The organism is Desulfonatronum parangueonense, assembly GCF_054656975.1.
This window is the reverse complement of sequence record NZ_BAAHXH010000003.1, coordinates 3,903,208-3,923,048: the sequence shown is the minus strand read 5'-3', so window position 1 is coordinate 3,923,048 and position 19,841 is coordinate 3,903,208. Positions and strand designations below refer to the sequence as shown.

The following is a 19,841-nucleotide window of genomic DNA, read 5'->3' as shown; positions in this document are numbered from 1 at the left end:
GAATGAACACAAGCCGCACTGGATTCCGGCTTTTGCCGGAATGACATACTGGAGCAAACCTTTCCACGGCAGTCATATCAACGCAAGCCGTATCCAGTTCTTTTCTCTGACCTTATGAATGGTTATCAGAATATCAACACCGCCTTCGTTTGAATCATTCTCAGTTCACGGTCCAATCAGGAGCCCCTCCATGCAAAACAGACATTCCTACACGCGCACAATAATTCTGGCCATGGTTCTGAGCGTGGTGCTGGCCGCGGCGGTCGTCGACTCCGCCCAGGCCAACGTGCGAATCAAGGACATCGCCACATTCTCCGGAACACGATCCAACCAGTTGGTCGGGTACGGCCTGGTGGTCGGGCTTTCCGGCACCGGCGACCGGCGCGGGGCCGAGTTCACCATTCAATCCATGGCCAACATGATGGAACGGATGGGTGTTCGCGTGGACCAGTCCAAACTGCGTGTGCGCAATGTGGCCGCCGTCATGGTGACCACCCAGATGCCGGTTTCCTCCAGGGCGGGATCAAGCCTGGACGTGTCCGTCTCCTCGGTGGGCGATGCCTCCAGCCTCCTGGGCGGTGTCCTGCTGATGACTCCCTTGCGCGGCGTGGACGGGCAGACATACGCGCTGGCTCAGGGCCCTCTGCTGCTGGGCGGTTTCAGCGCCGGCGGCGATGCGGCCCAGGCCCAGAAGAACATCACCACGGTGGGCATCATTCCCAATGGAGCCACGGTGGAACGTTCGGTCCCCTTCCAGTTCAACCAGCAGGACAACGTCACCCTGCACCTGCAAACCAGCGATTTCTCCACGGCGGTTCAGGTGGTGGACAGGATCAATGCCAACTTTGGTTCTAATCTTGCCAAGGCCTCGGATATTTCCACCATCGTTGTGGACGTGCCGGACATCTATCAGGGGAACCTGGTTCCGTTCATCGCCTCACTGGAGAATTTGCCCATCACCCCGGACAATCGCGCCCGGGTGGTTGTGGACGAAAAAACCGGCACTGTGGTTGTCGGTCAAAGCGTCCGGTTGTCCAGGGTGGCCGTGGCCCACGGCAATCTGCACATCGTCGTGGCGGAACGTCCCGAAGTGGTCCAGCCTCAACCCTTCTCCATGGGCCAGACCGCGGTCGTACCCCGCACTGAGCTCGGTGTTCGCGAAGAGGACCGGCGCTTGACCCTGCTGGAAGGCGCAACCCTGCAGGATCTGGTGAACGGCTTGAACGCCATCGGCGCCACTCCGCGCGACGTCATCTCCATTTTACGCACGCTCAAGGCCGCCGGTGCGCTGCATGCGGATGTGGAGGTGATCTGATGCTTGGTCTGCCGGATGCCAACACCCTGCTTCTCGGCAGTGGGCAGGATGATGTCCGTCAGCGTCTGGATTCGATCCGTCTGCAGCAGCGCCTGGCTGAATCTGCTGACGCCAAGGGCGAAAGCAAGCTGCGGAAAGCCAGCCAGGATTTTGAGGCCCTGCTCCTGCATCAACTGCTCAAGCAGATGCGGGCCACCGTGCCCAAGGAAGGGTTGCTGCACGGCAAGGGCGAAGAATTCTGGCAATCGCACTTCGATATGGAAATGGCCACGGTCATGGCCCGTAGCGGAGGCATCGGCCTGGGAGACATGATCTTCGAACAACTTCGCCAGACCCAGGTCCAGGCCACCCGCGACAGCGAACCTCTCGGAAAACCCATGGGCATGACCATTCTCCCCCCGATGGAAACCGAGCCGTCAGACGCAGCGAAACAAGCGGATCACGACGAACTCCGAAAGGCTTCCCTCCAACCTGAAGCGCAAAGCCACGTTTCGGCGCAGGGACCTTACGCCGCGCCTGAGGCACGAGCAATAAACTCGCACACTTATGTCTCGGACAGCAAGGTCATGAGCCGAGTACGCTCATTGGCGCAATCCATAGAAGAACGTGGCGGCGTGGTACCGGAACACCCCGGTTTTGTTCACGGCCTTGCACCGACGCAGAACATCAGCTCCACGGCGCCTCTGCCGCCCATGCAATGGCCCCTCCAGGGCCGCGTCAGTTCGGGCTTCGGCTGGCGCAATGATCCTTTTACCGGCGAACAGTCCTGGCATGCCGGTACCGATCTGGTCGCCCCCAAAGGCACGCCTATTAATGCCGCCTGGGATGGGCGGGTGGTCTTCGTGGGTCAGCGCGGAGGCTACGGCAATATGGTGGTCCTGGAACATGCCGGCGGTTGGCGTTCGTACTACGCCCATAATGAACAAAACAAGGTCAAGGTCGGGGACATGGTCGAGGCCGGGCAAAATATCGCGACCGTAGGCTCCAGCGGCCGCTCCACGGGACCGCATCTCCACTTCGAGATCCGCCAAGGGAACATGGCCTGGGATCCCAAACAGATCCGCGACAGACTGCTGGCCGGCCTGCCCATCGGCAAAACAGATTCGGCCTGATTTTTGAATAAATCCACATATCGCGGAGCATGCGGAAAAAAATATCCGGTTTCATTGATTCCAAGTCAATGCAACGTCCGCACGGATTCCTTCTTTCTCCATCCCCAGAGGTCGACCATGTCCAGATATGTACTGCAGAACCTGCATCGTCAGAAACAAGCTGTTTTCTTGCTGTCCCACTTGCTTGATGAAGAATTTCAACATCTGGGCAAGGGGGATCCACAATCCGTGGCCACGGTGGAATTTTCGATCCAGGAGCTGTTGCGCCAGATTGCCGTGGAACGCCAAGAACTCAAGCGGCACGTCATGGACCTTGATCCGTCATTGCCGGCGATTCGTGATCTCCCTCTGCTGGTGGACGAGTCCTGCCGCAACGAAGTGCAGGCCCTGTTACGGGAAATCGACCATCAGGAACAGATTTGCGGTCGCAAGGCCGCGCAAAATGCCGTCACAGCCCAGGGGTTGATGGACCAGAATCAGGCCCTCCTGGACTACCTGGCCAGCCAAATCATCCCCAAGGATGCGCACACGTATTCCAGGCGCGGGAAATGGCATCATTCCGAAGGCACCGGCACGTTGCTTCACGGTAGATTGTAGAGGAGAGTCGCGATGACCGTCGGCGTCAATTCCCTTCTGAATACTGGGCGCGGAGCGCTTTTGGCGTTCCAATCCGCCATTCACGTCACCGGCGAGAACATCGCGAACGTGAATACTCCCGGTTACAGCCGCCGCACTGTCCGCCTGCAGGAAAATCCAAGCATCGACTTTCGGCCGGGCCAGATCGGAACCGGGGTCACGGCAGCAGAGGTCATCAGGCACTACGACTACTTTATTGAACGCCAGTACCTGGAAAAATCTTCCACCATGCATCGGTGGGACTCGCTGAACACGAACCTGCGCAATGTGGAGATGCTGTTCAACGAGTCCATCGGAGACGGTTTGAACGATGTCATGGCCAAATTCTGGGCGGACTGGCAAAACCTCTCCCTGCGCCCGGACGATATGGCTTCGCGCAGTCAGCTTATGAGCACGGCCCAGAACATGACCCAGATCATCAACCAGGTGGATCGCGACCTGAGTCATTTCCAGAGTCAAATGGATGACTTCATCCGCCAGGACGTAAATCGAGCCAATGAACTGCTCCGAGACATCGCCGAGATCAACAGTAAAATCGCAGTCCACGACATACCAGGCCAAAACAATGCCAACGCCCTTCTGGACAAACGCGATTCCATGGCCCGCGAACTCGCCGGCCTCCTGGACATCCAGACCCAGGACAAAGGAAATGGACAGTTCTTCATCATGACCAAGGCGGGCCATACCCTGGTGGACGGAAATAATTTTTTTGAGCTGAAGTTCGAGGGAGCGACGAGTTATGCATCACTGACCCCGGCTTCCAGCTATACCGGACAAATCGAATTTGCCGGAAGCTTGGAACGCGAATACTTGGTGGAGATAGTAAATGCAGGTGGGGCGGTCGGGACGGCGGAATTCCGGGTTTCTCTGGATGGCGGCAAGACGTGGCTCAAGGATGATGCCGGCCAACATGCAATTTTTAGGACATCAGAAGTGCCCATTACCATCGAAGGCTTGGATATTTCCTTTACCGCTGGAGGCAATCTGGCTCCAGGCGACAAATTTACCATCGTGCCCAAAAGTGGCCTGTACTGGCACCGGAACACCTCATCGGAAATGAACATCACCCCCCAGATCCACTTTAACGGGGAAGACAACAGGCAACGCATCACCGGCGGCAGCTTGACCGGCTACTTCAACTTCCGCGACGATTACATCGGCAACTTTCGGGAAAAGCTGGATGCTCTCTCTTCGACCATGGCCTGGGAAGTGAATCGAATCCACAGCCAGGGTGCTGGGCAGCAAAATTTCGGACAGGTGCTTGGAACGTATGGGGTTGCTGACCAAAACTTGCCCCTGAGCAGTTTGGCTTCCGGCTTACTTTTTGGAGACAAACTGCAAGACGGAAGCTTGACTATCTGGACATTCAACTCCGGAAACGCGGGCACGCCTTATGTCATTGATTTTACATCCGCTGATCCAAGTCAAGCAAATTTCAATGCTGCTGAACACAGCTTGGATGATGTTGTAGCTGCCATAAACACAAGTTTGACCGGAACCGGCATTACTGCATCTGTCGTGGACAACCGTCTGCAAATCTCATCTAGCGACCCAAATACATCCTTTGCTTTCGGCTCCGACTCCACCGGTCTCCTGGCTGCCCTTGGCATAAACACGTTCTTCAGCGGCACCGATGCTCGCGGCTTCAGTCTGAACCAGGAAGTCTTCAATAATCTTGCATTCATCAATGCCGGCCACGTTAACGGCGCCGGGGAAATCAACACCGGGGACAATGAAACGGCCAAGGCCATAGCGGCTTTGCAGTACGAGAAAATCGACTTCAAGACGAGCTTTCAGGGCAGAACCTCCCAGACACTGCAAAATTTCTACGGATCCCTGGTCGGTGATGCCGGTGCGGCTTCGGCCAACGCCAAATTTAACTTCAACTACCACAAGGCGTTGGCGGACGATCTGTACAACCGGCAGGAAGCCGTTTCCGGCGTAAACCTGGACGAAGAAATGAGCAGCCTGATCAGATTTCAGCATTCCTACAGCGCGGCGGCCAAGCTCATTTCCGCTGCGGACCAGATGTTTCAGACCATTCTGTCCATGAAGTAGGATGATCAAGTAGTGCCTGCAATTCACAAGAGCCATCTTCCGAAAAGGAGCGGCACCCATGCGGGTTAGTCATCGCAATATATATTCCAACGTGCTCGGCTATTTCAACAAGTCGATCACCGGTCTGGTTGAATTGAATCTGCAAGCCTCCAGCCAGAAGAAAATCAATCGTCCATCGGACGACCCCATCGGCATGTCTCGCGTTCTGTCCTATCGTGATTCACTCAGATCCATGGAGCAGTACCGCAAAAACATCGACACGGCCCAAGGCTGGAACGGGCTTGCGGATGAAAACCTGATGCAGGTCAGCGTGATCATTTCCCGCCTCAAAGAGCTGAGCGAGCAGGCAGCGACCGGCACATATACCGCCGAAAACAGGCAACAGATTTCCTTTGAGGCACGACAACTCTACCAACAGTTGATCACTCTTTCCAATGCCACTTATGAAGGCAAATATATATATGCCGGGCATAAAGTGGATGCTCCCGCATTTCGTGAAGCTTTATTCGCCCAGAGCAATGATGGAAGCATAACAAGTGATGCTATTTTGGGGATATCTGGTGGAACCAACTCAACAATTCTCGTCCAGTTTCTTGATTCCGGTGAGACAGGCGAAGATGATCTCGCTTTTCGCTACTCCACCAACGGCGGGAAGTCCTGGTCTGAGGGACTATTGCCGGAATCCGATCAGGCGAATTCTCCAGTTGTGATGAACCTTGGTGGAGTGGAAGTAAGTATCGCCGCAGGCTTGAATGTGACCGCAACCAATCAGAACGACACCAACGACACGAATGGAACATGGCTTTGGGTTCGCCCCACAGCTGTGTACAAAGGTGACGACGAAGACCAAATCCATGTTGAAAGCTTCGGCTCGTACGATCCAGATGACACCTTGGCCGCCGGAGTCTTTCGCAACAATGTCAAAGTACGCATTGATGACGTCGATGGTGGTGAGATAACGTTTTCCTACAGCACGGATGGCGGACGAAAATGGAACCAAGGCAACACAACTCCGGAAGGCTTGCCGCCATCGCCGACATCGCTGCCTGTACCCGGTGGTTTTCTCAACCTTGAAGCCGGGCCTCCTTCCACGGGCGACCAGTTCGTCATCCGCCCCAATCGCGCTTTAATGAATGTTGAGATATCCCAAAACGAATCCATTCAGATCAATAATATCGGCAAGGATGTTTTCGGCGGATTGTATCCTGATGCGAACGGGGTTCTGCGTCCTGTCGATTTAGGCAAACCCGGCTCCAATCTTTTCGAAACCGTTGGCAGACTCATCGGCTACCTTGAAACAAATACCCAACAGGGCACTTCCGAAGCCCTGGAAGAGTTGAATGACGCTCACAAGCATATAACCACCTATCTCGCCGGCGTCGGGGCGCGGCGAAATCGGCTGGATTTGACCGACAACATCTTGAGCGGACTGCAACTCAACGCCACTGACCGAAAAAGCAAAATCGAGGATGTGGACGTGGCCGAACTGATGACCAAGATGGCCATGCAGCAGATCACTTATGAGGCTGTCCTCAAGTCCTCGACGACGATCATGAGAATGAGCCTCGTCAACTTCATGTAACATCATTCACAGTTAGACGTAGCATGCTCATCCTGACACGCAAAGCGGGCGAAAGCCTCTATCTGGGAGACAATATCAAGGTCACCGTGCTCAAAGTCCAGGGCAATCAGGTCAAGCTTGGGTTTGACATTCCTGACGATCTCACGGTGTACCGGGAGGAGGTCTATTTGCGGATCAGGGAAGAGAACTTGATGGCCGTACAGGCCAGTGAACAGGATTTCTTGATGGCGACGAAGATATGGTCCAGAAAAAAGGAAGAATAATTCATTCCCGGGTCGGTCCGCTGCAAGTGGAGCAGGACCGACTGATCTATTTCCCGAAAGGGCTGGTGGGATTCGAGATGCAGCGGGAATTCGCCCTGGTGCGCGTGCGCGAGGATTCGGCCTTTTTTCTGCTGCAAAGCTGCACCGATCCGGCACTCGGGTTGATGGTCGCGGACCCCTACGTGTACGTGCCAGATTATCGAATCAAGGTCGGCACGCCGGAACAGGAGTTGCTGCGCCTGAAGAACATCCGTGAAGCCGTGGTTCTGGTGACTGTCACCATTCCCGCCGGGAAGCCGGAAGACGCCGTCCTGAATCTGGTCGGCCCTCTGGTGATCAACACGCGGCTGCGCAGAGGAATGCAGGTTCCCCAGAATCAGATGCGCCATCCGCCCAGAGTCCATTTGGCCGCGGGGACGGCAAAATCAAGAGATGAACAAATCCCTCGAGAAATTGGTTAAGCTGTCCGGATCCGAGGGAGTAGGCGAGAACGGCAGGATCAAACCTGTCTTCCCCAAGCCCCATACTCCTGCTCCAGCATTTTCTCGGCGGTCTTGCGGCTGTTCATCTGATAGGTGTTGGATTCCACCTGCGCCTTGATCTGTTCGACACGATCGGCACGGACTCCGGAATCTGCCTCGGCAACAGCCTGGACGCTACGGTAGGTCTGGGCTCCCGCAGAAAGGCTGATTCGATCACCTTGGTGCGAGGTCGTCCCGGTGGCCGGCCCTTTCTTTTCAGCCTTGGGTCCGGATTCCCGGCTTTCCACGGGTCGAAATGCATCAATTAATTTCTTGATTTCCATGATTCCTCCAGAAAAGGCCTAAAGCATGGTTTCATTCACTTTGGCCAGGGTAATGCGCCAGAAATGCTGAAGAATGGTTTGTTTTTCCTCACCGAGAACCTCGATCAGTTCTTCGCCATTCTTGCGCAAAATTTGCAGTTCCGGCTCCAGCGGAAGATATCGAAACTCCATGCCGAAACCGAATTCCCGTTCCAATTCCTCTTTGATTTCCAGGACCACAGGGTTGTTGCTTCCTGAAACCATCAAGCTGTCCATGATCTCAGCGGAGATTTTCTCCACCAACTGCTTACGGCGGGCGTCCTGGGACAGGGTGACGACGTCTCCAGGCGAAGCCCGCTGCAGCAGCATGCGATAGCGCGCCATTCTCCGGCCCTGGTCGAGATGTTGGCCGTAAAGGCGAAGCATGTTCTGGACTTGAAATGGCTTGATGGTCACAGCGGATTACTCCTCATGACCTTTATCGGCAGGGATCTGAAAAACTTTAGGGGCTCAACCATCTAGAATGATGGAAAAAATATTTCGCGCGGCTTGAACCGGATTTCGGAATCATCCGGAATCAAATCGGGTTAATAAGTGCCTTCGTAAATTATTCTCCATCGCCCGTCGCTTTCCTGCTGCCAGAACTGATGTTTGCGCGACGATGACTGGAAGTTGTCGCTCCAGTAGTCCTGATTGAAGGTTACGACCATGATTTCCGGATGCTCCGGGTCCCCGAATACGTTGATATTTTCCATGTCCACCCGGATTTCGCTTTTTCCCGCGTTAACCCGAGTTTTGTGGCGCTTCCAGGCCGAGTAGTCCTGGTTCCCGCTGCGAAATTGCGGTGAATAGTGCGCCAGATACGCTTCCGAGTTCAGACTTTCCCAATCCTTCCGCCACGTCTCCAGCAGATCCAGCATCTCCTTTCGCACTTCAAGCAGCTTTCGAGGATCGGTCCAACTGACGCTTCGGGCAAGCACCACGGGCACATTGCCGTGCTTGAGCAAGGGAGCCAGAGCCTCCAGATCCTCGTTGTGCATGGTCACGCAGCCGTCGCTGGCCAACGGGGGGCGGCTGAACATGCCTGTAGGGTTTCCATGCAGCCAGATGCCGTGCCCTGTCTTGCCCAGTCGCCGGTCCAGAGGGTTGGGGTAATCCAGAGTGAAGGCGCCCCATCCGTAATACCTGGGCAGCCGCTGGCCGGGAATAAATTGCTGGGTAAAATATATTCCCAAAGGGGTGCGCTGGTCTCCTTCCCGGTGTTTTTCAGGGCCGTTCTTGCCGCCGGAGATGTAATAGTCGTCCACAATGCGCGGCCCGGCTCCCCCCCTGTTGGAAACCACATACATTCTGGACAACTCCAGATCCACAACCAGGGCATAGGGTTCGTTCTCCCCAAGAGCGATCAAACTGCTGGGCAGCAAATTCCTGTTGGGTTGCCGCTGGTGAGAAAGCCACCTGCGGCGGGCTTCATCTTCCAGACCGGCCAATTCGGTTTCCGAAATCAGACCCGCTCCAAGTCCCTGAATGGTTCCAGCTCTTGCCGCAAGCACATCCGCATAGACAAGATGAGCCAGGCGAAAATCCGGATTCTCCTGAACCAGACTCTCCAGAAGGACCTGGGCCTGATCCAGACGTTCCTTTTGAACGTTTTCCAAGGCAATCAACAGACTGGATTCCGGCGCCCTGGTAATGCTCAGATCATATCCACCGGCCGAAATATCTCCCAGGTTGGCCTTGATGGATAATGGGATGAAAACCACCACGACAAGAATCGCCAAAGCCGAAACGAGTTTCCACAATGGGTGTTTTTTCTGGATCATGGGCTGGAAGGAGGATGATTGATCATTGAGAACGTGCTGTGACTAAAGCATGCTGGGATTACATAAGGTGACTACCGAGGCAACAACCGTTCCCTGACAATACGCCACTGGCCGTTTTCCTTGCGCAATTGCAACTCTTTGGGAACCTGGTCGTTGATCACGTTGGAACGGTAGCGTTGCGCAAAGCGAACCTGAACGGAATTCTCGTCCAGAACGGTGACGACAATGTTCGAGAGCGACACCTGGATGAATTGAGGCGCCGCAACCCTGGTGCGGCGTTGTTCTCGCCACTGGGACAGACTGAGACCTCTTTCGGGCTTGAACTCATCGCTGTAAAAGGAAAGGTAGGCCTGAACGTTTTGATCGGCCCAGGCCTTGGCCCAGTCTTGAACCACCTGGGTCACGATCTTTCGAACATCCACATCGGGGACGTCGGCTGTCGCCGTTTCGGCCTGAACGGAAAGAGAGGCGTTTTCCGGCTCACCGGCCGCGGGAACTTCCGGAGTCGGCAATGGCTCCGGAACAGGGGCCGGCATGGGAGCATCGGAAGTTTCCGCGGCAGGCATGGGTGAAGCCGCTTCAGCTTCAATTGCTCCAGATGCTTCGGGTGCTCCAGGTACTTCGAGCGCTTCAGTCGTTTCGGACGCTTCAGGCCCTTGAGATGCTTCAGGTGCCGTGGCTGATGGTTCAGGTACGGACGGCGGTTCGGCGCTGGTCAGTTCCGCAAGAATTCCCGCCACGACATCCTGAGGGCACGGATCATCGAGTCCGATATTACCCCTTCCGTCCTCCTGCTGAATACAGAGCTGGGCTGACGCTTGTGCCGAAGGCACGCCTTGCGTCCCGAAACCTGGTGGCAACAGCCATGAAGATACGCCAGGCAAGGGTCCTGGGGCCTGTTCTGGTGCTTGAGCAGTTCGCGGTGCCGAAGTGGAGTCCGGGCTTGGAGCCGGCATGGCCGGTGAGGACACAGGAGCTTCTGACACGGTCCGTTCCTGGGGTTCACTATCGACAGCGGCCTGCATCAATGCCGTATCCACTGGAAGCCCGAGTTCTTCCAATGGATCAAGGAGGACGAGCATCTTGCCGTCATCATTGCCCAAGGCCCGCCGGTAGGCACTGCCGGCCATGGCCGAATAAATCCGGCTCAAGTTTTGATGCGCCGTGGCATAGCTGGGATGGGTCTGCAAAGCCTGTTGCAACGTCTGCTTGGCCTCGTCAAAACGTCCCGCGGCAGCGAGCAGCGCGGCCAGGTTGTTGTAAGGTTCGGGCAGGTCCGGATGGATGTCGATCAGGGAGCGGTACACGTCCATGGCTTCGGTAAACCGCCCCGATCGTTCCAGAATCAGGGCTTTCAGGAACAATCCCTGTGGCTCGCCGGGATACTTTCGGAGATGCTCCTGAATCGCCAGCAGGGCTTCGGCGGGTCTGTTCTCCGCCATGCGAACCTGGGCCATGTCAAGGTCTGAAAAGGAACCAACGGCCGGCACCGCTGCCCACAGCAAAAAAATCAAAATGGCCGGGGCGAAAATAATGCGCTTCATTGATGAGTCGGACCTCTTCCGTAGAGTGTCGTCAGATGCAGTAGGTGCTTGCGGACACCGGCATTCAAGGAATCCGGCGCCACTCGCCAGGACCAGTTTCCGTTGGATACGCCGGGGACGTTCATTTTGGAGGCTGCGCTCAATCCAAGGATGTCCTGGAGCGGAAAAATGGCCGTTTCCGCCACGGATTGCATCGCCAGGCGCACGAATCGCGGTGCAATGTTTTCCGCTGTGCACTGTGCGTCGAGATATTCGTTCACCCGGGCCAGGGTCTCCGCATCGGCCTCTTCCTCAAACCAGCCGCGGACGGTGTTGTTGTCGTGGGTACCGGTATAGACAAAACATTTCTGGATATGGTTATGCGGAACATACGGGTTTGAGGGCAGGTCCGGACCAAAGGCGAAGAGCAGGATCTTCATTCCAGGAAGCGAAAACTCGCGCATGATGTCGCGCACCGCATCGTCAATGGTGCCGAGATCCTCGGCAATCAGGGGCAGGGGATCAAATGCTTCGGAAAGGACCCGAAAAAAGGCCCTGGCCGGCAGATCAACCCATTTCCCGTGCATGGCGGTCTTGTGGCCGGCGGGCACTTCCCAGCAGGCCACGAAGCCGCGAAAATGATCCAGACGGACCATGTCGAAGAGCGTGATGTTGTGCCGAATGCGCCACACCCACCAGCTGAAATCATCTTTTTGCATCTGCTCCCAGTCGTAAACCGGATTGCCCCAGAGCTGGCCTGTCTCGCTGAAGTAGTCCGGCGGCACTCCGGCTTGAACCCGCGGGCGCAGGGAAGCGTCCAGCTTGAACAACCTGGGATTGGCCCAGACATCCACGCTGTCCTCGTTCACGTAGATGGGGATGTCTCCGATCAATTGGACTCCCTTGCGGCGGCAGTACTCCCGCAGGGATTGCCACTGGCTGAAGAAGACGAACTGTCGGAAACAGGCCAGGTCGATATCCGCTCGCAGTTCGTCGCGATATGTGGCCAGGGCGGAACTCTCACGGCGCTGCAAGGCCTGGGGCCACGCCGTCCAGGGCAATTGGTCAAAGTGGTTTTTCAGGGCCCGGAACAGGGCGTAATCCTCAAGCCAGTCAGCCTGTTTCTTCCTGAATTCCTCAAACCTGCTCCGGATGAGAGGCCGGCTTTCCAGCCGGGCAAACGCCTTGCGGAGCAGTTCTTCCCGAATTTCAGCGGCCTGTCTGTACTTGACCCGTTCCACCGGCATGCGCGGCAGACCGTAAAAATCCTCCTCCTGGAGCAAACCCGCCTCAAGCATGACTTCCGGGCTGATCAGCAGAGGATTGCCGGCAAACGCCGAATCGCTGCTGTAGGGCGAATTGCCGTGAATCGGAGAGGTTGGGTTCAAGGGCAGCATCTGCCAATACCGCTGCCCGGATTCGGCCAGAAAATCCACGAATCGCTTTGCCTCGGGTCCCAAGTCTCCGACGCCGAAGCGGGAAGGAAGAGATGTGACGTGCAGGAGTATGCCGCTGAAGCGGTCTTGCGTCTTCATAAAGTTCTCGTTTTGGTGCTCGATGGCATCATCGAGGCGCAATAATTCTGATTGCTATAAACCAGTGAGAGGTGGTTGACTCCGAAGGTCAGTATAGACCTTCAAATTCGCGGCGAACAAACACCTCAATCCAGTTTTTTCAAAAAGAAATCCACCGTGGGCGTCTCGGGGATGTCGGCAAACAATTCATTGCGGCAGACCAGGTCGGTGCTGCCTGTACTGTCGTTTTTCAAAAAGATCACGCCCAACGGAGGCAGGGTCAGGGCCAGGGAGGAAAAATGATTGTGACTGGGAAGAGGCGCGGCCTCGACTCCGCCCATGTTTCCCAGACCGCTGCCCCCGTACTCCCGGGCATCGCTGTTCAATATTTCCTTCCAGAACCCTCCGTGAGGAACGCCGACCCGATAATTTTCCCGCGGCACCGGCGTAAAGTTGGCCACCACAAGGATAAGATCCTGGGTGCAGGAACCGCGACGCAAAAAGCTGATCACGCTCTGATCAGCATCATTGCAATCCACCCAGGCAAAGCCGTCCTGTTCAAAGTCCATCTCATACAACGCCGGTTCGCCTCGGTAAAGCTTATTCAAATCCTGAACCCAGCGCTGCACACCATGGTGCTCAGGCTGGTGAAGCAGGTGCCACTGCAGACTTTGTTCGTGAGCCCACTCCGACCACTGTCCGAATTCAGCCCCCATGAACAGCAGTTTCTTGCCCGGATGGCCGTACATGTAGCCGAAAAGCAGCCGCAGATTCGCGCATTTCTGCCAGTAGTCACCCGGCATTTTATTCAACAGGGAACCCTTGCCGTACACAACTTCATCATGGGACATGGGCAGGATGAAGTTCTCGGCAAAGGAATACCAGATGCTGAACGTGAGCTGATTGTGGTGATACTGACGATGTATCGGATCATTGGCCATGTAGGCCAGGGTGTCGTGCATCCAGCCCATGTTCCATTTCATGCCGAAACCCAGACCACCCACATCCGTGGGTCGCGAAACCATGGGCCAGGCGGTTGACTCCTCCGCCGCGGTCTGCGTGTCCGGAAAGTTCACATACACGGCTTCGTTCACGGCTCGGATGAATTCAATGGCTTCCATGTTCTCCCGCCCGCCGTAGCGATTGGGAATCCATTCGCCCTCCTTGCGGGAATAGTCCAGGTAGAGCATGGATGCCACGGCGTCCACGCGCAACCCGTCCACATGATACTTATCCAGCCAGAACAAGGCGGAGCTGATCAGGAAACACCGGACTTCGTTGCGGCCGTAATTGAAGATATAGCTGTTCCAATCCGGATGATACCCTTGGCGCGGATCAGAGTGCTCGTAGAGATGGGTGCCGTCGAAATAGGCCAGCCCGTGCCCGTCTCCGGGGAAATGCGACGGAACCCAGTCCAGAATCACCCCGATGCCGTGCTGGTGCAACTGGTCGACAAGATACATGAAATCCTGCGGCGGACCGAATCGGGACGTGGGCGCGAAGTATCCCAGGGTCTGGTAACCCCAGGAACCATAGAACGGATGCTCCATGACCGGCAGAAGTTCGACATGGGTGAAGCCCATTTCCCGGACATAGGAAGGCAATCTGGAGGCCAGCTCCCGGTAGGTCAAATAGCGATTGGATTCGCCGGGAATGCGTTGCCAGGAGCCGAGGTGGACCTCGTACACGGATTGGGGAGCGCGCAGGGAGTTGCGCAAAGCCCGCTCATGCATCCATTGGCCGTCATGCCATTGGTACTCCAGGTCCCAGACCACTGAGGAGGTATTGGGCGGAATCTCCGTATGGCGGGCAAAGGGATCGGCCCGGTCCGAACTGTACATGTGGTGCCGGGAACGAATGTGGTACTTGTAAAGCTGCCATGGATGCGCACCGGGGACGAATCCCTCCCAGATCCCCGAGCCGTCCCAGCGCGAATGCAGAACATGGGCGCTGTTGTCCCAGTCGTTGAAATCGCCGATCACGCTGACCTGCTCGGCGTTGGGCGCCCAAACCGCGAACAGAGTGCCGCGCTCTCCATCCACTTCCATCGGATGCGCGCCGAGCTTGTCGTAGAGTCGGAAATGACGGCCTTCCTTGAACAGATATATGTCCGTTTCGGAGAACAGGCTTACTCCTGGAATGACGCGCTTCATGGTTGCACCTCCATAATATTTTTCAACCCCTTGAGCGGGAGATCCACCCAATCCAGGCGATTATTCAATTCATAGCCCAATTCATAGACGGCCTTGTCCAGAACGAAGATGTCCAGCAGGTTTTTGATTTCATCATCCTTGTCCGGCAGAAAAATGTGACCCCGGGCCAGTTCGAGATAGGCTTTCAGGAACATCCCCGAAACAGCCGAGGACCAGGCGTTGATCCATGCAGTGAGGACGGTCTTGTCGGTTTCACGGGCAAGAACCTGATTGCGCAGGACCATTTGCGCGAGATAATCAAAGGAGCGCAGCATCCCGGCCACATCCCGCAACGCGGAGCGTTTCAGCCGCCGCTCGCTCAAGGCGCGGGCGGGTTCACCTTCGAAGTCGATAATCACGAAATCCTTGCCGGTGTAAAGGGCCTGGGCCAGGTGGTAGTCGCCATGAATCCGGATCTTGGACGCCAGGATCTTGTGGCTGTAGATGGTCCGGAATCGCTCATGAATAGCTTTTTCCGTCTCCAGGACCTCCTTGGCCAAAGAGGCCAGATCCTCTGGTACCCGTTTCAGATTCTTGCGCAGCAGGCTCATGACGGTCTTCAACTGGTTCTGCAGACCTTGAAATATGGACCGCTGGTAGAGATAGGAGAACGGCTCCGGCGCGAAAGCCGGATCGTCATGTCTTGAGGCGAGGGCGATATGCAGTTCCGCCGTGCGACGACCCAGCAGGGCGATCATTTCCAGGTACGGTCCGATCAGATCTGTCACCGTCTCCGGTGTGGAGCCATGGGCTGCTTCCCAGTAGCCGCACGGGCATTGGGGAATGGAGGCTTCCGGTCCCAACGACAAAACGGATTCCACGTACCGCTCCAGCGCGTCCTGGCTATATTTCCAGGCGTCTCCGTGACTGGGAACAAATTGCTGCAAAACCCCCAGGACCGCATCCTCCACACCGCGTTGGTTGTAGGTCAGGGAACCGGCATACAGGGGGAAGTTGCGAAACTTTGTCCGTTCGGTGAGAAACCGGCACAACTCCAGTTCCGGCTGCTGGCCGCGCTCCAGTTGACGATAAATTTTGAGAATCAGCTCGTTGCCGTAATTCAGGGATGAATTGCTCTGTTCCGTGCGCAACAGGTGCGGCTCCAGCCTCATGATTTCACGCTGCCGCAGTTCCCGGCCGGGCCAGGCATGCAACTCACCACGGCGTCCCTTGATGTGCTGGCGCTTGCTCAGGAATTTGATCAGGCGTTTTGCAAAATCCGTTGCATATACCGCCTCAAACAGAATGCCCTGCTCCTCGCCGCCGCGGGAAGTTCTGGACAGGCGGCTGATCACATGCTTGGGCTCCTCGGCGGCAACCGCCTTGGCGTCTTCCCCCCAGGCCATGGTCACGGGCAGGACGTACCTTTCCTTGGCGCCCTCCACATAGTCCACGCTGAGAATCAGGATCAGGGAAGCCTGGTCGGAATGGTTGAACTCCAGGACGTCCTTGATGGTGACCTGCTGGATTTTCCTGGCCTTGCTCCGGAACCAGCGCCGGGTGGGCAGAAATCTCGGCAGAATGCGCTTCTCCAGCCGTTCGCCCACTTCGCCGGTCCAGATGTCATGTTCCGCGGCGCGGATGGTCAGCAGCGGCAATTCCTGGATGCCTCGAACCTGCTCCGTATCCGCGACCTGGATCATCTGAAAAAAATAGTAGCCATAGGATCCCAGGGTCAGGGAATACAGCCCCTCCTGGACCGCGGGAAAGCGATTGCGGCTGAACACTTCTTCGGGAATCCAGCCCGCATATCCCGGCAATTCCAGTTCCACAGGCTGGCAATGTCTGGAAAGATTGGCAACGATCAGCAGATGCTCGTCCTCATAGCGGCGTATAAATGCCAGGACCTTGGCGTTGTCCGGACGCAAAAACGTGATGTCGCCACGGCCGAGAGCCTGGAAACGCTTGTACATGGAAATGAACCGCTTGTTCCACCAGAGCAGCGATGCCTGATTCTGGGACTGGGTTTCCACGTTGATGGCTTCAAAATGATACTCCGGATCGATGATCACCGGCAGATAGAGCTTTTGCGGATTGGCCCGCGAGAAACCGGCATTGCGATCCGAACTCCACTGCATGGGCGTGCGCACCCCGTCCCGGTCGCCCAGGTAGTAGTTGTCGCCCATGCCCAGTTCGTCGCCGTAATAGAGGACCACGGAACCGGGCATGGCAAAAAGGATTGCGTTGAGCAGGTTGATCTTTTTGCGATCATTTTCCAGTAGCGGAGCCAGGCGGCGGCGGATGCCCAGGTTGATGCGCGCCCGGGGATCGCGGGCGTACATTCGATACATGTAGTCCCGCTCTTCGTCCGTGACCATTTCCAGGGTCAATTCGTCATGGTTGCGCAGGAAAAAAGCCCATTGGCAATTGTCCGGAATGGCCGGCGTCTGTTCGAAAATATCGATGATCGGATGGGATTCCTCCATGTGCAGGGACATGAACAGCCGGGGCATCAAGGGAAAATGAAAGGCCATCTGACAGGAGTCGCCATTTCCGAAATAGGCGCAGGCGTCCTCGGGCCACTGGTTGGCTTCGGCCAGCAGCATCCGGTTGGGGTACTTGGCATCGATGTGCGCCCGCAGATCCTGAAGATACTTGTGTGTTTCGGGCAGATTCTCGCAATTGGTGCCCTCTCGTTCGTAGAGATAGGGCACGGCGTCCAGACGCATCCCGTCTACGCCCATTTTCAGCCAGTAGTCGATCACCCGAAACAGGGCCTTGCCTACCTGAGGGTTGTCGAAGTTCAGGTCCGGCTGGTGGGAATAGAATCGATGCCAGTAGTAGGCCTTGGCCACTGGATCCCATGTCCAGTTGGATGTTTCGAAATCCTTGAAAATAATCCGGGCGTCCTGGTACTTTTCCTGGGTATCGCTCCAGACGTAAAAATTGCGCCAGGATGATCCGGGCGGGGAATTCCTGGCCCGCTGAAACCAGGGATGCTGGTCGGAGGTATGGTTGAGGACCAACTCGGTGATCACCCGCAGCCCGCGTTTGTGGGCCTCCCGCAGAAACATCTTGAAATCCTTGATGGTCCCGTACTGGGGGTGGACGCTGAAATAGTCCGCGATGTCATACCCGTCATCGCGCAGCGGCGAAGGATAAAATGGCAGCAGCCAGATCGCGGTGATCCCAAGATCCGCCAGATAGTCAAGCTTCTGGGTCAATCCCGGCAAATCGCCGATCCCATCGGAGTTGCTGTCGAAAAAGGCCTTGATGTGCACTTCGTAAATAATGGCATCCTTGTACCAAAGGGGATCGTCGATCAGTCGGGCTTGTTTAGTGGGCATGCAAAGCTCCTGCTATTTGGGATGCGCGGGTGAGTCAGGTATGGAATTGATAGAAGGTAGAAATCCAGCAAAAAACTCAGGGCTACGTCAGATTCAATTTCTGAGCAGGCTGAATGTAATAAAAAGCATATCGAAAAAGAAAGCTTATTTCCAGGCACGTCATCGAGCAAATAATTTTTAATTATTTGATGTACTTAGGTATTTATTCAGCAACTGCTCAAAAACTTGTGGCAATCAACGGGATAAATCCTGGGAACGCCGCACCCCAGTGCGGCAACGGTGTAACGCACTCAGGGCAAAGTTCCGGCTGAAGCATGGCCCCCGTAGCTTGCTCATGAAACTCCGTGTTGATGGGCACCCTTGGATAGGAAACTTAATCGCCCGATTTTTTTGAGCAATTACTCTATTCAGCACTGCTCAACAACTTCGGATGATTGAACCACACGAAAACACCTTGCCCCCGGCGTTGGCCGGTATGATTGATGTGGAAACGGCTTGCTACGACAAGTCCTTCCGGCGAAAGCCGGAAGCCAGTGCAGGTGAGTGACCAAACCAATGATCCATTGCGAGAATTATTCAAGAATTCGCTGCAGGGCGCGTTGCCGCTCTTGCGAGAAACCGCCGGGTACGCACGGCCAGAGGGAAGGATTCTGGAAAAGGGGTTCTTCTGCCAGCGGCAGTTTAGAGATTGCGCACGCCTGCTGGAAGAGTTGCGTTCCGGGAATGGGGGAATAGTACGCCAGATGGGGCCGCAGTCCGAAGGACCGGACAAATCGCCCGCTTGCGGCCACCTCATCGAAATCCTGCCCGGGTAAACCGCACAGGATGTAGGCTCCAACCTGATCAGCCTGAAATCCGGCCTCAACCAAGGCCCGCACCCCCTGCTCCCAGTGGTCGGCAAGGAGTTTCTCATCATTGCGATGCGCAAATGAGGACGTTTCCAGTCCCAGACGGATGGTCACAAATCCTGCCTTGCGCATCATGGAACAAAGCGACCGATTCAGATACCGAATATGTACGGCATTTGGCGTGTGCAGGCGTACGGGACTCTTCAGTCCGGCGATCATGTTCAGCAAGGGAATCAGCCAGGATTGGGCATCCACGAGAAGGGCGTCGTCCTGAAAGGCGAAATCCCGGACTCCTCGCTGGAAATCCTGCTCCAGGGCCGAGAACAGACTTTCCGGGGACCGGCGCCGGAACCCGGGAAAGAGCAGCCCTGATGCGCAATAGGAGCAGCGAAACGGGCAGCCTCGCGAACCGAGCAGCACGGAAAAATCCGGTTGATCATACAGATCCAGGGCCAGGTGCAGCCCGGAACCTTCAGGAAGAGGCGGCGCACTCAATCCCCAAAGCCCCCAGAACCGCATCCAGTTCCGAGGTTCTTCCAAAGGCCCCTGAAGCACGAGGTCCACCTCACAGCGCCGGGCATGATCCGGACAAAGGGTTGCATAAACGCCGCCAAGGATGATCGGAACCTTGGGCCAGAATTGGCGCAGCAAATGAACCATGGTCGTGATGCCCGGATACCAGTAGGTCATGACCGTGGAGATGAGGATTCCATCCGGACGCCTCGACCGGGCAAGCAGTGACCGCACGGTTTCCACAGGCAGCCCATATCGCCCCCAGTTGCGGGGTATGTTCCGAAGTATGGCGGGTTTGGGTAACGGAACCTTTGGATAGCGGCCTGTTCCGAATCGGCCGGGTTTGGGCCGGAATCCGTCAGGGTCCCAGGGATTCATGCAATCCAGCAAC

General features: G+C 56.1%; 15 protein-coding genes. 7 read left to right on the top strand and 8 right to left on the bottom strand.

Annotated elements, in window-relative coordinates; translation table 11 throughout:
- The first annotated feature begins 190 nt into the window (after positions 1-190).
- From ACYQ15_RS17585 to fliW, 7 genes are all read left to right on the top strand, one after another.
- Positions 191-1,315 (top strand): flagellar basal body P-ring protein FlgI, encoded by a 1,125-nt coding sequence (locus ACYQ15_RS17585; RefSeq protein ID WP_459938800.1) that lies wholly within the window; start codon positions 191-193, stop codon positions 1,313-1,315.
- Positions 1,315-2,427, top strand: a complete 1,113-nt coding sequence (locus ACYQ15_RS17580; RefSeq protein ID WP_459938799.1) for a peptidoglycan DD-metalloendopeptidase family protein — start codon at positions 1,315-1,317, stop codon at positions 2,425-2,427. Before ACYQ15_RS17585 ends, ACYQ15_RS17580 begins: the two co-directional genes overlap by 1 nt.
- A gap of 117 nt (positions 2,428-2,544) precedes the next feature.
- Positions 2,545-3,024 carry a flagellar protein FlgN gene (locus ACYQ15_RS17575; protein WP_459938798.1) on the top strand — a complete coding sequence of 160 codons (480 nt, stop codon included), beginning with the start codon at positions 2,545-2,547 and terminating at the stop codon, positions 3,022-3,024.
- 12 nt (positions 3,025-3,036) lie between these two features.
- The gene (gene flgK, locus ACYQ15_RS17570) at positions 3,037-5,121 is read left to right on the top strand and encodes a flagellar hook-associated protein FlgK (RefSeq protein ID WP_459938797.1); all 2,085 of its coding nucleotides are present in this window, start codon (positions 3,037-3,039) and stop codon (positions 5,119-5,121) included.
- 58 nt (positions 5,122-5,179) lie between these two features.
- Complete coding sequence (gene flgL / locus ACYQ15_RS17565) at positions 5,180-6,703, top strand: flagellar hook-associated protein FlgL (RefSeq protein ID WP_459938796.1); 1,524 nt, start codon at positions 5,180-5,182, stop codon at positions 6,701-6,703.
- 23 nt (positions 6,704-6,726) lie between these two features.
- Complete coding sequence (gene csrA, locus ACYQ15_RS17560; RefSeq protein ID WP_459938795.1) at positions 6,727-6,966, top strand: carbon storage regulator CsrA; 240 nt, start codon at positions 6,727-6,729, stop codon at positions 6,964-6,966.
- Positions 6,942-7,427: a flagellar assembly protein FliW gene (fliW, locus tag ACYQ15_RS17555; protein WP_459938794.1), complete on the top strand. Its 486-nt coding sequence runs from the start codon at positions 6,942-6,944 to the stop codon at positions 7,425-7,427. Before csrA ends, fliW begins: the two co-directional genes overlap by 25 nt.
- Before the next feature lie 38 nt (positions 7,428-7,465).
- Here fliW and flgM read toward each other — a convergent pair whose 3' ends face one another.
- The 8 genes from flgM to ACYQ15_RS17515 all read right to left on the bottom strand — a co-directional run bounded on the left by flgM (position 7,466) and on the right by ACYQ15_RS17515 (position 19,828).
- Complete coding sequence (gene flgM, locus ACYQ15_RS17550; RefSeq protein WP_459938793.1) at positions 7,466-7,771, bottom strand: flagellar biosynthesis anti-sigma factor FlgM; 306 nt, start codon at positions 7,769-7,771, stop codon at positions 7,466-7,468.
- Between the two features lie 18 nt (positions 7,772-7,789).
- A complete protein-coding gene (locus ACYQ15_RS17545; RefSeq protein WP_459938792.1) occupies positions 7,790-8,206 on the bottom strand; it encodes a DVU0524 family FlgM-associated protein in 417 nt (138 codons plus the stop codon).
- Between the two features lie 131 nt (positions 8,207-8,337).
- Positions 8,338-9,573: a L,D-transpeptidase family protein gene (locus tag ACYQ15_RS17540; protein ID WP_459938791.1), complete on the bottom strand. Its 1,236-nt coding sequence runs from the start codon at positions 9,571-9,573 to the stop codon at positions 8,338-8,340.
- A 71-nt stretch (positions 9,574-9,644) separates the two neighbouring features.
- Positions 9,645-11,117, bottom strand: coding sequence for a nuclear transport factor 2 family protein (locus ACYQ15_RS17535; protein ID WP_459938790.1), 1,473 nt, complete (start codon positions 11,115-11,117; stop codon positions 9,645-9,647).
- Positions 11,114-12,631 carry a 4-alpha-glucanotransferase gene (gene malQ, locus ACYQ15_RS17530; protein ID WP_459938789.1) on the bottom strand — a complete coding sequence of 506 codons (1,518 nt, stop codon included), beginning with the start codon at positions 12,629-12,631 and terminating at the stop codon, positions 11,114-11,116. Before malQ ends, ACYQ15_RS17535 begins: the two co-directional genes overlap by 4 nt.
- 125 nt (positions 12,632-12,756) lie before the next feature.
- Positions 12,757-14,763, bottom strand: a complete 2,007-nt coding sequence (glgB, locus tag ACYQ15_RS17525) for a 1,4-alpha-glucan branching protein GlgB (protein ID WP_459938788.1) — start codon at positions 14,761-14,763, stop codon at positions 12,757-12,759.
- Positions 14,760-18,089 (bottom strand): maltose alpha-D-glucosyltransferase, encoded by a 3,330-nt coding sequence (gene treS, locus ACYQ15_RS17520; RefSeq protein WP_459938787.1) that lies wholly within the window; start codon positions 18,087-18,089, stop codon positions 14,760-14,762. Before treS ends, glgB begins: the two co-directional genes overlap by 4 nt.
- A 572-nt stretch (positions 18,090-18,661) precedes the next feature.
- A complete protein-coding gene (locus ACYQ15_RS17515) occupies positions 18,662-19,828 on the bottom strand; it encodes a B12-binding domain-containing radical SAM protein (protein ID WP_459938786.1) in 1,167 nt (388 codons plus the stop codon).
- Between the last annotated feature and the right edge of the window lie 13 nt (positions 19,829-19,841).